Below are 14,131 nucleotides of genomic sequence, written 5' to 3'. Positions count from 1 at the left end.
GTCGATTACTCCTCTCGGACACTGACGCGACTCAGGTCGACGCCCTTGGTCTCACGGGCGAACGCGACCGCGACCAGGGTGAGGGCGGACATCGCCGCCACGTACAGAGCGATCGGCGTGCCGGTGCCGAAGGAGGCCAACAGCGCGGTCGCGATCAGCGGTGCCAGGCCGCCCGCCACGATCGAGGCCAACTGGTACCCCATCGAGGCGCCGGAGTAGCGCACCCGTGTGCTGAACAACTCCGAGAAGAAGGCGGCCTGAGGGCCGTACATGGCGCCGTGCAGGACCAGGGCCACGGTCGCGGCCAGGGTCACCGAACCGAAGGTGCCCACGTCGATCAACGGGAAGAACGCGAAGGCCCACAGTGCCACGCCCGCCGCGCCGAGGGCCGTCACCGGACGCCGCCCCAGACGATCCGACAACGCGCCCCAGGCCGGGATGGTCACCAGGTGTACGGCGGAGGCGATGAGCACCGCGTTGAGCACCTGTCCGGTGGGCATCTGCGCCTGCTGAGTGGCGTAGACGAGGATGAACGCCGTGGCGACGTAATAGGAGACGTTCTCGGCCATGCGCACACCCATGGCCACCAGTGCCTCACGCCAGTGGTCGCGCAGCACGGAGAGGATCGGGGCGCGCTCGGGCCGGGCCGAGGCCGCCGCCCGTTCACTGGCCTCCCGGAAGACCTGGGACTCGCTCACCGCCAGACGGATCCACAGGCCGATGAGCACCAACACGCCCGAGAGCAGGAACGGGATACGCCAGCCCCAGGACAGGAAGGCCGCGTCGGACATCGTCACGGCCAGGACGGCCAGCACCGCGGTGGCCAACAGATTGCCGCCGGGCGCGCCGGCCTGAGGCCAGGACGCCCAGAACCCGCGGTCGGCGGGCCTGCCGTGTTCGGCGACCAGCAGCACCGCGCCGCCCCACTCGCCTCCCAACGCGAAGCCCTGGACGACCCGCAGCAGCGTCAACAACAGGGGAGCGGCCACACCGATCGCCGCGTAGGTCGGCAGCAGACCGATCGCGAACGTGGCGCCCCCCATCAGCAGCAGACTGATGACCAGGAGTTGTTTACGGCCGATCCGGTCGCCGAAGTGTCCGAAGACCAGGCCGCCCAGAGGACGTGCGACGAACCCCACGGCGTAGGTGGTGAACGCCAACATGGTGCCGACCAGGGGGTCGGAGTCGGGGAAGAAGACGCGGTTGAAGACGAGGGCGGCGGCCGAACCGTAGAGGAAGAAGTCGTACCACTCGATCGTCGTGCCGATGAGACTGGCGGTGACCACCCGACGGAAGGGCGTTCCGCGCCGTCCGGAGGGTGACGGAGGGGATGCGTTCGGTTTCATGCACGGAACGGTAGGGAGTGTCGGTGGAGTCGGCCATGGGCGTTTCCACCACAGGAGACCGCGCGGGCATGTGTCCGGAGCGGGTTGCCGTACTCAGGGCCGTCGGGGGTCGGTCTCCTCTACGACCAGGGCCGTGGGCGTCCGCACCGGTGGTGCCCCTACCGGTTCTTGGCCGACCTGTGCGAGGGCTTGGGTGATGTAGTCCACGACCGGTCCTGGCATCGGCTCGGGCAGCGCGTCCGGATGGTACCAGGCCAGTGCCTGCCCCTCACCCAGGACGAGGGGTTCCTCGCCCGTGACCCGGGCGTGGAACATGGCCGGGGGAAGCGTATCGGGCGCGACCACGCGCACGTGCACCCGGTGCAGCCGCCGGAGGTCGAGACCGGTCTCCTCCCGCACCTCGCGGCGCGCTGTTTCCTCCCAGCTTTCACCGGGCTCTTGTCGACCTCCGGGCAGGATCCAGTGGCCGGGCCAGGCGATGCCGGGTTCGTCGTCACGGAGCTGGCACAGGATCCGACCGCTGCGGTCCCGGATGAGCACGAGCGAGCCGTTGTGGTTCATGCGCTTTCTCCCGCCAAGGTGAACGAGCCGCATGCTACCGGTGTCCTGTGGCGGGACCCGCCCGAACACCACGGCCCCCAGAAGAGCGCGGCAGGCCGCCGGTTCCTGGACGGCACCCGACCAAGGATCGGCCGATCGGCTTGGGATCGACGCCGCCGGCGGGGGAGGGGCTCGTCGCCGAGGTGGAGTCCACCACGGTGCGGGTCCACTTCCGCGCCGCCGGGACAGCGAGAAAGGGGAGGCGGTTCGAGGTGGACCGCACGGACGCGAGGTCCTGGGACGCTCCCAGGATGGGCTGGCACAGGGATGCGCTTCGGTCAGTTCATCCCCACGGGCGTGAGGCTCACGAAGATGTCCCCCAGGACGAAGGCGGACGCGGTGGAGGTGGCGGTGGAGGTGACGTTCCTTGGTCCGGAGGCCGAGGTCGATGTGGGTCGGGTCCTCGGTGAGGTCGGTGGTCATCGGAGTGCACTTCAGCGGTCATGGGAGCATGGTGTGAGATGGAATTTCCGTTGGGGTGGAACTCTGCGCGGGTTTTCGGAGAGGATGGCCGGGGTCGGTCGTTTCTTCATCGGCCGTTAGGTCTCGCGGAGATAACGCCCCGCGTTGCCGCAGGTCGTTAAGCGTGAGCCCCACGCACGTGGGGATGGACCGCCACGTACATGACGGCCAGGCACGTTCACTCACTCTGCCAGGGCGGACCCCGCTGTGTGCTCACTTCCAAAAACAGCACATCTAGACCCAACCTGGGTTCTCAGCACGATGCCCTGTCCTTTCAATTCCGTGGTCGAGCCGGCACGGGGCGGTTAGGAGCCGAGACACGCGTGTCGAACTTGGTGCTTGCCAAAGCACGTTCGGCCATCGTGATCAGCTCCAGCACCTCACGGGCCAAGTAAGCGGTGGCACCTCGCTCGATCGCCTTGGTCTGCACGATCCCGGCCTTCAAAAGCTCGTCCAGTGCCGCGCTGGCCGCTGGGAACGAGACATCTAGAATCCTCGCCAAGGTCGTCGCGGTGACCACCGGAGCCTCAGGGAGCTGATTCAACAAACGTGCCACGGCCGAGTCCGCACGGGGCAGGGGACGCCGACCAATGGACTCCCGATAACTCGACAGACGCTGGATCCACGCCGACCGTAGCTCGTCGATGTGCCGCATGAGTGTTCGGGACTGCTCAACGGAGATAGCGGCGGCTTGGACGAAGACGTCCACCCACGCGTTGATCGCTGTGCTCGCCCCGGCACTCGCCGCGGGCTCGTCGTGTCGGTAGGTGCTGAGCCCGGCGATGTATTGGTCTCGCAGAGTGGCCAGCACGAGGCTGATGGGCAGAACCGCGCGCTCCGCCAGCCCGCGACGGGCCAGGACCGTGTGGATGAGCGCACGCCCCACACGGCCGTTGCCATCGGTGAAGGGATGGATGGTCTCGAACTGAGCATGGACGATCGCGGCTTGGATCAGGGGAGAGTGGGCAGCGCCGTTGGCGTAGTCGACCAGGTCTGCCATCAGCTCGGGAACCCGGTCAGGTTCTGGGGGAACGAAGTCGGCCCCGATCGGATTCCAGTCCGAACCGCCGATCCAATTTTGCACGCTACGAAGGCCATGATGATGCGGCTGGTCAGGCAATAGCGATCGATGGAGCTCGACGATGTGGTCCAGAGTCAAGGCCGATGTCTCGACGAGTTCGGTGGTGGACCGTCGCACGACCGTCATGTTGTTGGCCACCAGACGCGCCTGCTCGCTGACCCCACGCACGTTCTCGGACTGGCCGAGTTCGGCAAGGGCGATCTGCTGAGCTGAGGGAGTGATCCCTTCAATCTGTGAGCTGGCGATGGCTTCGGAGCGCAGGAGGAAGCGTGCCATTGCGGCGAGGTTCTCTGCGCCGGGTCCGTTAAGGGAGCGGATATTCCGCTCTACCGTGTTGACTTGGCGTGAGAGAGGACCATCGACGGCCAGGGCGAGTCCGTCGACAGGGTCGGGGACATAGCGTCGATAGAGTCCGGAGCGCCGTGCGGATCGAGGTACGCCGGAGGCCACACTGGACTGCCAGTGCTCTTCTTCCCATGTGGCCATCGTTGGTTTCCTTTCAGAGCGACGCAATCCATTAAACTATAGAGCATTAAACTTTGGCTGTTGGGTGATTCGTTCAAGGATCCCACCGATGAGAGGACCCACCCGCGCCTGCGCTCTGGAGCACACCTAGACCTTGAGGCATCGCTTTGTCGTCAAGGGGCGGAGGGTGGGGGTTGAGGCTGGTGGGAGTCATTGATCGAGTGATCTGTGCTCTTCGGGGCTTCTGTTACTTTGAACACTCCTTGTGTTCAATCTATTGCGGTTCGTGATATTTCGGTCACGTGGGCCGAAGTGCTGTCCGCTGGCGTGTATGAGGAGGCGATCCATCCCCACGTGCGTGGGGCTCACCAAATGTGGGCGCCCCTGACCATTCCCGGCGTCGGTCCATCCCCACGTGCGTGGGGCTCACGCTTAACGACCTGCGACAACGCGGGGCGTTATCTCCGCGAGACCTAACGGTCGGTGAAGACAACGACCGACCCCGGCCATCCTCTCCAAAAACCCGCGAAAAGTCCCACCCCAACGGAAACTCCACCTCACACCGTGCGTTCATCACCGCTGGAACACATCCCGAGACCGCCGACCTCACCGAGGACCCGGCCCACATCGATCCCGGCCTCTGGGCCAGCGAGCCCCATGTACGTAGGGATGGACCGGAGGGCCACCGGCCCTAGAGTCCGGTGGCCCCGGCTTGCCGCTCCTTCAGCAAGTCGCCCTTGGGTGAGCGGACGCCTCGCCCGCCGTTTCCACGGAGGACGAATCACCCCACGCGACCACGGCGACACCATCCCCGTCATGCTGTCTCCCGGCATGCCCGTCGAGAAGATCGCGGACCACTACCGCGAAGCCTTGGGGCTGAGGACCAACGAACGCAAGGAGAACTGATCATTAGCTCGCGTGAGCGACGCCGATGAGGGTGCCCACCATCTCCGGGTCAGGGGCGGGTTCCACCCACACCCGAGAGTCGACGAACCCTGTCGTGCGAAGCAGGTGTTCCCACTCTGCGGGATGGGCGGCCCACTGGTGCAACCACACCCGCCTACCACGGAAACCACCTCCGTACATGCCCTGCGGCCCGGAAGAGCCCGGTATCGGCTCGGCATGAGAGAACGCCAACCGGCCGCCCGGCGTCAACCGGTCGTGAACCAGCGGCAGCAACACGTTCGGGTCGGTGAACCACACCGCGCCCCACACCGAGTAGATCGCCTCCCAGGACCGGTCGGTCTCCCGCAGGAACTCGATGGCGTCGCCTTGGTGGAAACAGGCACCCAAAGGTGCCCACAGCTCGCGTGCCTGCTCCACCTGGACGGGGGAGATGTCGATGCCTTCGGCCTTGACACCGCGGTGAGCGAGCGCGGCCACCTCGACCCCGCGCCCACACCCCAGTTCCAAAGCGGTGGAGGGATCCCCGAGCAGCTCGGAACCGGGGCCGTGGTCGTCCCACTGGGTCCACCCGAACGCCGCGTCCAGGTCGGCTTCAACAGTGACACCTTGGGCGCAGCGATCCCAGTACTCGGGAATGGTCGAGGTCGGGTTGGTCATGAGGGTTCCCTGTGGGGTGAGGTGGCAGAACCCGGGCCACGGTAGCGCGGCCACCTTCCCCTGCGCAGGAGAACACGACGATAGGTCGCCACGGGGTGGCCGTGGCGACCTGCTGGAATGCCAGATGTCAGTGGCAGTCACTGCCTGGGTGGCAAGGGCTTCACCGCATCGCGTCGCGGTCCCACAGCGGCCAGTCGACGGTGAACCCGTTCGCCTCGATGATGTGCGCGGTGCGTTCCACCGTCCCGTCGTACTTGTCGTACTTGAACGCGATCTCCGGCACGTGTTCCAGGAAACTCCCGTCGAAGTGGCGGTGGCAGAACTCGCGATAGTTCACCGTGTCAAGGATGAACCCGTGCACGGCGATGTCCACCAGCGGGCCACACCCGATCTCCAGACCCTGCCCCCGCGTCTCCAAGGCGGTGATCAGGTAGGCGACCGCCTGGCCGAAGCAGCGCTCGGCCATCACGGTCCATCCCCACGTGCGTGGGGCTCACGTGCGGGCCATGGTCGGTTTCGGGCCGGGGGCCGGTCCATCCCCACGTGCGTGGGGCTCACTCCAGCAACTGGAGCATGTGGTCGATGCCGTCCTGGTCCATCCCCACGTGCGTGGGGCTCACGCTTAACGACCTGCGGAAACGCGGGGCGTTATCTCCGCGAGACCTGACGTTCGGTGAAGACAACGATCGACCCGGCCATCCTCTCCGAAAACCCGCGAAAAATCCCACCCCAACGCTCATTCCACCTCACATCATGCTCCCATGACCGCTGAAGCGCACCCCGATGACCGCCGACCCCCACCCCACCGACGTCACTCCTTGCCCGCTGTTTCGTCGCAGCACATACGGCGCCGGCGGAATCGGTGCGGGTGATCGGGGCCCGGTGGGCGGTCCAGGGGTGTCTCCAGGTCGCGAAGGACGAGACCGGATCGGTCACCACCAGGCGCGCGGGTATCGGGCGTGGTATCGGCACATGACCTTGTCCATGGCACTCCATGGCCGCGCTGGTTCCTCACCTGTGCCGGCATCGCCTGCGCCCTGATCCGCCACCGCGAGCTCACCACGCCGGCTCACCACGCGAACCCACCACACGAGATGAACTCTTATGACGTCCATTCGACGCTTCTCCGCGTGTCCGTTGGTGTCGTCTTGCGGACCGCGTGGAAGGTTGCGGGGTGGCCCTGGTCCGCAGGCAGCCTGAAGGGGAACGTGTGAACGCGCTCAACGACGCCATCATCGCCGTCAACGACTTCTTCTGGAGCTACTTCCTCATCCCACTGCTGATCGTCCTCGCCGCCTACTTCACCGTGCGGTCGGGGGTCGTGCAGCTACGGCTGTTCCCGGAGATGTTCCGGGTGATCAGGGCCGCGCCGGGGATCGCCCCCGACGGGAAGAAGGAGACCTCCTCCTTCCAGGCCTTCGCCATCTCCGCGGCGTCGCGGGTGGGAACGGGCAACATCGTGGGCGTGGCCACCGCGGTCGTCCTCGGCGGCCCGGGGGCGGTCTTCTGGATGTGGGCGATGGCGGCGCTGCTGGGGGCCGCCGCCTACGTGGAGTCCACCCTCGCCCAGCTGTACAAGGTGCGTACCAGCACGGGGTTCCGGGGCGGGCCGGCCTACTACATGCAGTACGGGCTGGGACAGCGGTGGATGAGCGTACTGTTCGCCGTCATCATCACCGTGACCTTCAGCCTGGCGTTCAACACCGTGCAGGCCAACAGCATCTCCGGTGCCATCGCCACCTCGACGGAAGCGCTCGGCGCGTCCCCCGGGCTGGGACTGGCCTCCGTGGTGGGCCTGCTCCTGGTGGGGATGACCGCGCTGGTGATCTTCGGCGGCGCCCGGCGGATCGCCTACGTGGCCCAGGCGCTGGTGCCGTTGATGGCGATCCTCTACATCCTCATCGGCCTGTACGTGGTCATCCTCAACCTCGGTGAGGTGCCCGGGGTCATCGCCGACATCTTCGCCTCGGCCTTCGGGGTGCGCGAGTTCGTCGCCGGAGGCGTGGGCACGGCGATCGTGCAGGGTCTGCGGCGCGGCATGTTCTCCAACGAGGCGGGTCTGGGTTCGGCGCCCAACGCCGGAGCCGCCGCGTCGGTCTCCCATCCGGCCAAACAGGGGCTGGTGCAGACCCTGGGCGTGTACTTCGACACCTGGCTGGTGTGCTCGGTGACGGCCTTCATCGTCCTGCTCGGTGCCCCCGAGTTCGGGGGAGAACCGGGGGTCCAGGTCACCCAGGGCGCGCTGGAGTCCAACCTGGGGTCGTGGTCGGTCCACGCGCTCACGGTGATCCTGTTCCTGCTGGCCTACACCTCCATCCTGGGCAACTACTACTACGGCGAGAGCAACCTGATGTTCCTGGACAGCAGCCCCAGGAACATGACCTACTTCCGCTGGGCGGTCCTGGTCGCGGTGTTCGTCGGCTCGGTGGCCCCGCTGACCCTGGTGTGGAACCTCGCCGACATCGCCATGGGCGTCATGGCCACCGTCAACCTGCTGGCCCTGGCCCCTCTGTCGGGGATCGCGTTCCGGTTGCTGAAGGACTACAGTCGCCAGTTGCGCAACGGCCTGGACCCGCAGTTCACGCTCTCCAAGATGCCCGACCTGCGCAACGTGGAGTGTTGGGGCTCGGCCACCGGCGCCCTGCCCGAGGACGTCCCGCGTGCGGAGGGGCAGGCCCCCTCCGACCCCGGCCGGGACCAGCCCGAACAGGGCCCCGAGGACCGCTGAACCACGCCCCGGGCGGGGGCGGTCGCGCTCTTCGCGGACGGGCGGGGAACCAAGGGGCCCACGCGGAACGATAGTCGGGGTGTGCAGACGACCTCTTCCGCCTCGCGCCTCGCCTCTCCCGTGGTCCTCCTCCTGGCCGTGTCGGCCGGGTCGGCCCTGGGCGCCCTGACCATCCCCCTGGCGGTGCTGTCGCCCGGCTGGGTCGGTCACCTGTTCACCGAGGCCGCCGCCGGCTGGTGCGCCGTCGTCGTCCTGTCGGGGGTGTGGGCGGGGACCAGGTCGCGCCCCTGGCAGGTGGCGCTCTTCGGGGCGGTGGCTTTGCTCGTCGCGGTGGTGTGCTACTACGCGACAGGGGCGATTCTCGCAGGCGGGCCCGACTTTCTGCTCACCCCCGCGGAATGGCTGCTTCCGGCCTGGCTGTGGCTGCTGGCCGCCCGCGCGGCCGGACCACTGTTGACCACGGTCGGGGCGTGGATCCGACATGAGCGGCGCCCCCGCCGTGTCGTGGGCCTCGGTCTGCTGGGCGGGGTCTTCCTCGCCGACGCGCTGCTTCCGTTGCTGGACTGGACGTACCTGCGGGTCACGGCTCCGGAGGTGCCCGTGCCCTCCTCCCTCGCCCCCATGTACCTCCAGTCCGCCTTCCTCGCGTCGGTGGGCGTCGCGCTCGTCCTGGCGGTGGCCCGGGAGCCGGGGGACCGGGTGCGCGGACTCGCCGCGATGGTCCCCGCGGGCCTGCTGTGGTACGCGGGCGTATGGGGAGCGCACAGGGTGATGTTCCTGGCCGGCATGGGCTTTCCGGGGTGAGTCGTCCCCTGTGGCCGGATCGGTTGGACCCGTTCGTCCACAGGTCGGTGTGGAGCGCCCACGGGCGAAAACGATCTTCGGTACTCTGCCAGCAGATTCCACCCGACCACCACGGAGTACCACCGTGTCCGACCGGACGACGTCCGACGCCGCACCAGAACCGGCCTTCTCCCCTTCCCTCGGCGACACGCTCGCCAGAGGGTGGGACGAGCGGGTCGACGAGCTTCCCCCCGAGGACTGGGGGCGTCGCCGGGGACAACGCAGAACGGGGACCGTCTGGCTGTTCGCCCTGTTCATCACCGCGATGGCGATGGGGCACGCCTGGCTGTCGGAGGAGCTGACCGGCCAGGCCTTCCTCGCCTGGGCCACCATCTTCACCGCGATCAGTTTCCAGGCGCTGCCCTTCCTGGTCTTCGGTGTGGCGTTGTCGGCCGCGCTCACCGCCTTCGTCCCCGCTTCGGCCTACCAGCGCTTCATCCCCTCCAGACCCAGCCGCGCCGTACCGGTGGCCGGGGTCTCGGGCGCGCTGCTGCCCGGTTGCGAGTGCGCCTCCGTCCCCATCGCCGGGAGCCTGATGAAGGGCGGTGTGGCGCCCGCGGCGGCGCTCACCTTCCTGCTCGCCGCCCCCTCCATCAACCCGATCGTCATGATCGCCACCGCGGTGGCCTTCGCCGGACAGCCCGAGATGGTGCTGGCCCGGTTCACCGCCTCGCTTCTGGCCTCCGTGGTCATCGGATGGATCTGGGTGCGCTTCGGCCGTGCCGACTGGCTGAGGCCGCCCGCGCGCTCCCACGGCCCCGGCGAGTCCCGGTGGAAGGTCTTCCGTGAGTCGATGCTGCACGACATGATGCACGCGGGCGGTTATCTCGTGGTCGGCGGACTGGCCGCCGCCACGCTCAACGTCATGGTGCCGCGCGAGTGGCTGCTGACGGTGGCCGGGGCGCCCGTGATCTCGGTGCTCGTGCTCTCCCTGCTCGCCATCCTGCTGTCCATCTGCTCCGAGGCCGACGCGTTCGTCGCGGTCAGCCTCACCGACTTCTCGCCCACCGCCAAGCTCGCGTTCATGGTGATCGGTCCCATCGTCGACCTCAAACTCATCGCGATGCAGGCCGGTGTGTTCGGATGGCGTTTCGTGGCGCGCTTCGCGCCGCTGTGCCTGGTGGTCGGTCTGCTCAGCACGTTCCTGGTCGGAGGTCTGCTCCTGTGAACCGCATGGCTCAAGGTCTGACGCTCGTACTGTTGGGAGCCGCCGCGCTGACCAGCACCGTGGCCACCGACCTGTACCTGAACTGGGTCAAGCCAGGATTCGGCCCCTTCCTCATCGCCGCGGGTGTGGCCATGGCGGTGCTCGGCGTGCTCGTCATCGTGGCCGAACTGCGTGAGACGCGGCAGGAACCCGAGGCCGAGGGAGTGGAGCACCACGGTCACGACCACTCCCGTGCCCCCGGTGTGGCCTGGCTTCTCCTGCTTCCCGTGGTCGCCGTCTTCGTCGTCGCTCCTCCCGCGCTGGGGGCCTACACCGTGGAGACCACCGCCGGCGCTTCGGGCCCGCCACCGGACCAGCCCCGTTCGGGTCGTTTCGACGACGGGCTGGTCGACGCGGAGCCCGGCGAGGTCGTCCCCATGCACATCCGTCAGTTCGTGATGCGTGCCTGGATCGACGAGGAGCGTCTGCTGGCCGGGCGCGAGGTGGAGCTGACCGGGTTCGCGGTGCCCACCGCCGACGGGCAGGGCTGGTACCTGGCCCGCTTGCAGATGGCGTGCTGTGCCGCCGACGCCGTCGTCAACAAGGTGGTGATCTCGGGTGCGCCCGCGCCCGAGGCGGACACCTGGTGGAGGGTGCGCGGTAGGTGGATCGAGCCCGAGGGCGAACTCTCCGACGTCAGCGAGCACGGGTTCGAGGTCGTGGAGATGGAGGAGGTCACCGACCCCCCCGACCCCTACGAGTAGTGTGGGCGGGCCGAACCCGGCCCGACGCCCGCGAGGGCGGCGCCGTCGATCCTCCTGGGCCACTGTCCGCCACACCGCCGGTGGTTCATCGGATGGCCGTCGCCAAGGGTGACAATGGGAAGATGGCAGGTTGGGGGGATGGGCTCGCCAGGGCGTGGAACCGGATACGCCCCCGATCGATCCGTGCCCGGGTCACGGTGGGCACGATCGCGGGACTGGCCGTGGTCACGGGGCTGGGCGTGTTCATGGCCTTCCTCCTGCTGCGCGAAACGTTCGTGGACCAGGCCCTCGACCGCGCGGAGCTGGAAGCGCTCAACGTCGCGGGCGACATCATGTCCGAGCGTTACCCGGGCTACATCCCCGACGACGGCTACATCCTGGGCACCCAGATCGTCGAACGCGACACCCATGAGGTGCTGGCCTCCAGCCAGGCGCTGAGCGGACAACCCCCCCTGACGGAGCGGCAGCCCGACCTCGCGGACACATTGATGGAGGAGACCGTCTGCGGACACGAGGGGGGAGCCGACCCCGACTCCTGTCTGTTGGTGGTGGGCTACTCCCTCACCGGCACCTCCTACGGAGACGTCATGGTCCTGACCGCGGCGCGGCCACCCCTGGCCGTGAGCAGTCACGCGTTGGAGACGGTGCTGGTGGGGATGTACGTCATCCTGCTCTCCGTCACCGGGCTCGTCGTCTGGTACGGGGTCGGCCGCGCGCTGCGCCCGGTGGAGGAGATCAGCGCCGAATTCGACACCATCTCCGCCACCGAGCTGGACCGCCGGCTCGCCGTGCCCCGCAGCCAGGACGAGATCGCCCATCTGGCCCGTACCGCCAACTCCAGTCTGGAACGGATGGAGGAGGCCGTCCTGCGGCAGCGGCGGTTCGTCTCCGACGCCTCCCACGAGCTGCGCAACCCCATCGCGGGGATGCGGACCAAGCTGGAGTTGGAGCTGTCCGAGCCCCATCCGAACATCCGTGACCGGGAGCGACTGCTCAAGAGTCTGCTCTCCGACGCCGAACGCCTGGAGAACATCGTTTCCGACCTGCTCGAACTCGCACGTCCGGACAGCGACGTGGCTGAGGAGCGCGAACCCGTGGACATGTGCGCGCTGGTGGAGGAGGAGTTCGCCGGTCGCCGGTACCGCGTCCCCACCCACACCCGTCTTCGGGGTGAGGCGTGGGTGACCGGCAGCCGTGTACGCCTGACCCGGCTGCTGACCAATCTCGTCGCCAACGCCGAACGCCATGCCAGGTCACGGGTCGAGGTCGTCGTGGAGCACCGGGGAGAGAACGTCGTCATCACGGTCCACGACGACGGCGCCGGCATCCCCGAGTCCGAACGCGAACGGATCTTCGAGCGCTTCGCCCGTCTCGACGAGTCCATGGAGCGCGATCCGGAGGGCAGCGGTCTCGGGCTGGCCATCTCCCGTGAGATCGCGCAGGCCAAGGGAGGCACGCTCGTGGCGGGGCACAGCGACCTGCTCGGAGGCGCGGCCTTCACCCTGACGATGCCCGCCGCCCAGGACGCTACCGGCTCTCACCACCGAACAGAGTGACGTCCTCGGGGTCGGGGCGCTCCAGGTCGAAGGGGAGGATCTCTCCGCCGTCGCTGTCGGTGATCATGGGTTCCTGGAGTACCTCGGGCTCCTCACCGGCGTGGTGCTGCACCACCATCACTCCGGAGTATCCGCTGTGGTCGTCCTCGGTGGCGACGAACGGCACCAGTCCGGGGCCCGCCCACTCGTCGGAGTGCAGGGTGTCGAGCAGGCTCTGACGGGTCAGGTCGGGGCCGACCTCCATCAGCACCTGGGCGAACAGGACCGCCTGGACCATGCCGTAGACGGTGGTGTCGGTGAAGGGCGTCCCCGAGTTGTACTCCTCGTGGATCTCTTGGAAGAACACGGTCCAGGGGTCCTTGCTCTGGGCGGCCATCGGCAGGAACGCGGTGATGATGAGCCCGTCCAGGAAGGCCTCGGGAGGCATGTCCTCGGCCGGGGTGCCCTGCGAGTACTCCTCGATGAGCGCGGTGACGATCTCCACGTCGCCGCCGAAGCTGGGCGCCATCCACTGCGGCGTGTAGCCGATGGCGGCGGACTCCAGAACGGCCATCCCCAGGAAGGCGGGGATGCAGTAGCAGACCGCGATCTCGGCGCCGGAGGCCTTGAGGGCCTCGATCTGTCCGGCCAACTCGGGGACGCCGGGGTCGTAGGACTCCCAGGCCACGATCTCCTCGGTGAGGTACTGTTCGATCCCCGCATGGGAGGAGGGGCCCACGTCGTCGTTCTGGTAGAGCAGGCCGACCTTGTCCCCGGGGAAGTTCTCGGCGATGAACGCGCCCTGGATCTTGGCCTCCTTGGAGTAGTCCACCTGGAAGCCGTAGCTGTAGGGGTAGACGTCGGGCTGGTCCCAGGCCAGGGCGCCGGAGGAGACGAAGAGGTCGGGCACGCCCTCCTCGTTGAGCTCGTCGATCACGGCCTCGTGGGTGGGGGTTCCCAGGCCGCCGAGCATGGCGAAGATCTCATGGTCCTTGATCAGGCTTCGTGTGGCCTCGATCGTCTGGGCGGGGTCGAACGAGTCGTCCTGGACCTGGTACTCGATCCGGCGTCCGTGGACGCCGCCGTTGTCGTTGATGTAGTCGAAGACGGCACGGGCACCGGTGGAGACGTGGCGAAAACCGGGGGAGGCCGGACCGGTGAGGGGTTGGTGCGTGCCGATGACCACGGCGTCGTCGGAGACTCCCGGGGTCTGGTCGTCCGTCCCTGTCTCCTTCGTGCTCTGGCCGTTGGAACAGGAGGTGAGCGCGATCGTGACGGCCAGCGCGGAGGCGAGGATTCTCAGTGGTCGCATGATGTGTCCTGAGCTCGGTCGTTCCTTGTGGAGCAGGCGTGAGGGGCGCCCCGGGAGAAGTACTCAGTGCGGACGGATAGAGGGGATCGATGTTTACCCGCCAGTACGTTACTTATGAGTAGCTTACTGTACGCCTGACGACCGCTCGCGCGGGCCGACCAAGGGGTGCGGGCAGGCGGGGACGAGCGTGAGGATCATGCGCCGAACACGGGCCTTGGCTTCGTGACCCGAGGGGACCGGAGCGAGGGCGGACCGTGGAGGACGGGACGCCCCTACGACACCGGC

12 protein-coding genes and 1 pseudogene are annotated in these 14,131 nt (G+C 67.8%); 7 read left to right on the top strand and 6 right to left on the bottom strand.

All coding sequences use genetic code 11. The features are described from left to right. Positions 1 to 5 precede the first annotated feature (5 nt). The 3 genes from PFX91_RS10180 to PFX91_RS10170 all read right to left on the bottom strand — a co-directional run bounded on the left by PFX91_RS10180 (position 6) and on the right by PFX91_RS10170 (position 3,975). A complete protein-coding gene (locus tag PFX91_RS10180) occupies positions 6 to 1,346 on the bottom strand; it encodes an MFS transporter (protein ID WP_285731172.1) in 1,341 nt (446 codons plus the stop codon). A 93-nt stretch (positions 1,347 to 1,439) separates the two neighbouring features. After that, complete coding sequence (locus PFX91_RS10175) at positions 1,440 to 1,907, bottom strand: NUDIX domain-containing protein (protein ID WP_285731171.1); 468 nt, start codon at positions 1,905 to 1,907, stop codon at positions 1,440 to 1,442. A 775-nt stretch (positions 1,908 to 2,682) separates the two neighbouring features. Beyond that, positions 2,683 to 3,975: a Fic family protein gene (locus PFX91_RS10170; protein ID WP_285731170.1), complete on the bottom strand. Its 1,293-nt coding sequence runs from the start codon at positions 3,973 to 3,975 to the stop codon at positions 2,683 to 2,685. 720 nt (positions 3,976 to 4,695) lie between these two features. On the opposite strand from PFX91_RS10170, the gene PFX91_RS10165 reads away from it, so the two are divergent. Then, positions 4,696 to 4,860 (top strand): hypothetical protein, encoded by a 165-nt coding sequence (locus tag PFX91_RS10165; RefSeq protein ID WP_285731169.1) that lies wholly within the window; start codon positions 4,696 to 4,698, stop codon positions 4,858 to 4,860. A 3-nt stretch (positions 4,861 to 4,863) separates the two neighbouring features. On the opposite strand, the gene PFX91_RS10160 is transcribed toward PFX91_RS10165, so the two are convergent. Together PFX91_RS10160 and PFX91_RS10155 are read right to left on the bottom strand one after the other, a co-directional pair. Further along, positions 4,864 to 5,517 (bottom strand): class I SAM-dependent DNA methyltransferase, encoded by a 654-nt coding sequence (locus tag PFX91_RS10160; protein WP_285731168.1) that lies wholly within the window; start codon positions 5,515 to 5,517, stop codon positions 4,864 to 4,866. 160 nt (positions 5,518 to 5,677) lie between these two features. Next, positions 5,678 to 5,983: a glycine-rich domain-containing protein gene (locus PFX91_RS10155; protein ID WP_285731167.1), complete on the bottom strand. Its 306-nt coding sequence runs from the start codon at positions 5,981 to 5,983 to the stop codon at positions 5,678 to 5,680. 360 nt (positions 5,984 to 6,343) lie between these two features. Here PFX91_RS10155 and PFX91_RS10150 point away from each other — a divergent pair. From PFX91_RS10150 to PFX91_RS10125, 6 genes and pseudogenes are all read left to right on the top strand, one after another. Beyond that, positions 6,344 to 6,507: pseudogene (locus PFX91_RS10150) on the top strand (IS701 family transposase); the annotation flags it as partial. 220 nt (positions 6,508 to 6,727) lie between these two features. Beyond that, positions 6,728 to 8,245, top strand: a complete 1,518-nt coding sequence (locus PFX91_RS10145; RefSeq protein ID WP_285731166.1) for an alanine/glycine:cation symporter family protein — start codon at positions 6,728 to 6,730, stop codon at positions 8,243 to 8,245. 81 nt (positions 8,246 to 8,326) lie between these two features. Continuing rightward, positions 8,327 to 9,049 (top strand): DUF6518 family protein, encoded by a 723-nt coding sequence (locus PFX91_RS10140; protein ID WP_285731165.1) that lies wholly within the window; start codon positions 8,327 to 8,329, stop codon positions 9,047 to 9,049. Between the two features lie 124 nt (positions 9,050 to 9,173). Further along, on the top strand, positions 9,174 to 10,256 hold the full coding sequence (locus PFX91_RS10135; protein WP_285731164.1) for a permease: 1,083 nt from the start codon (positions 9,174 to 9,176) through the stop codon (positions 10,254 to 10,256). Beyond that, positions 10,253 to 10,999 (top strand): TIGR03943 family putative permease subunit, encoded by a 747-nt coding sequence (locus PFX91_RS10130; RefSeq protein ID WP_285731163.1) that lies wholly within the window; start codon positions 10,253 to 10,255, stop codon positions 10,997 to 10,999. The genes PFX91_RS10135 and PFX91_RS10130 overlap by 4 nt, the downstream gene beginning before the upstream one ends. Positions 11,000 to 11,121: 122 nt before the next feature. After that, positions 11,122 to 12,555, top strand: coding sequence for a sensor histidine kinase (locus PFX91_RS10125; protein ID WP_285731162.1), 1,434 nt, complete (start codon positions 11,122 to 11,124; stop codon positions 12,553 to 12,555). On the opposite strand, the gene PFX91_RS10120 is transcribed toward PFX91_RS10125, so the two are convergent. Beyond that, positions 12,527 to 13,846 carry an ABC transporter substrate-binding protein gene (locus PFX91_RS10120; RefSeq protein WP_285731161.1) on the bottom strand — a complete coding sequence of 440 codons (1,320 nt, stop codon included), beginning with the start codon at positions 13,844 to 13,846 and terminating at the stop codon, positions 12,527 to 12,529. The genes PFX91_RS10125 and PFX91_RS10120 overlap by 29 nt on opposite strands. Between the last annotated feature and the right edge of the window lie 285 nt (positions 13,847 to 14,131).

Origin of the sequence: Nocardiopsis sp. ATB16-24 (genome assembly GCF_030271535.1) — a bacterium.
GTDB lineage: Bacteria > Actinomycetota > Actinomycetes > Streptosporangiales > Streptosporangiaceae > Nocardiopsis.
Note: the sequence above shows the minus strand (reverse complement) of the source record. Positions and strands in the feature narration are given on the sequence as shown.

Bases quoted from the DNA above. Each gene is read 5' to 3' on its own strand.
- PFX91_RS10125 (WP_285731162.1), top strand. From the start codon at position 11,122: ATGGCAGGTTGGGGGGATGGGCTCGCCAGGGCGTGGAACCGGATACGC.
- PFX91_RS10175 (WP_285731171.1), bottom strand. From the start codon at position 1,907: ATGAACCACAACGGCTCGCTCGTGCTCATCCGGGACCGCAGCGGTCGG.
- PFX91_RS10155 (WP_285731167.1), bottom strand. From the start codon at position 5,983: ATGGCCGAGCGCTGCTTCGGCCAGGCGGTCGCCTACCTGATCACCGCC.
- PFX91_RS10160 (WP_285731168.1), bottom strand. From the start codon at position 5,517: ATGACCAACCCGACCTCGACCATTCCCGAGTACTGGGATCGCTGCGCC.
- PFX91_RS10170 (WP_285731170.1), bottom strand. From the start codon at position 3,975: ATGGCCACATGGGAAGAAGAGCACTGGCAGTCCAGTGTGGCCTCCGGC.
- PFX91_RS10120 (WP_285731161.1), bottom strand. From the start codon at position 13,846: ATGCGACCACTGAGAATCCTCGCCTCCGCGCTGGCCGTCACGATCGCG.
- PFX91_RS10180 (WP_285731172.1), bottom strand. From the start codon at position 1,346: ATGAAACCGAACGCATCCCCTCCGTCACCCTCCGGACGGCGCGGAACG.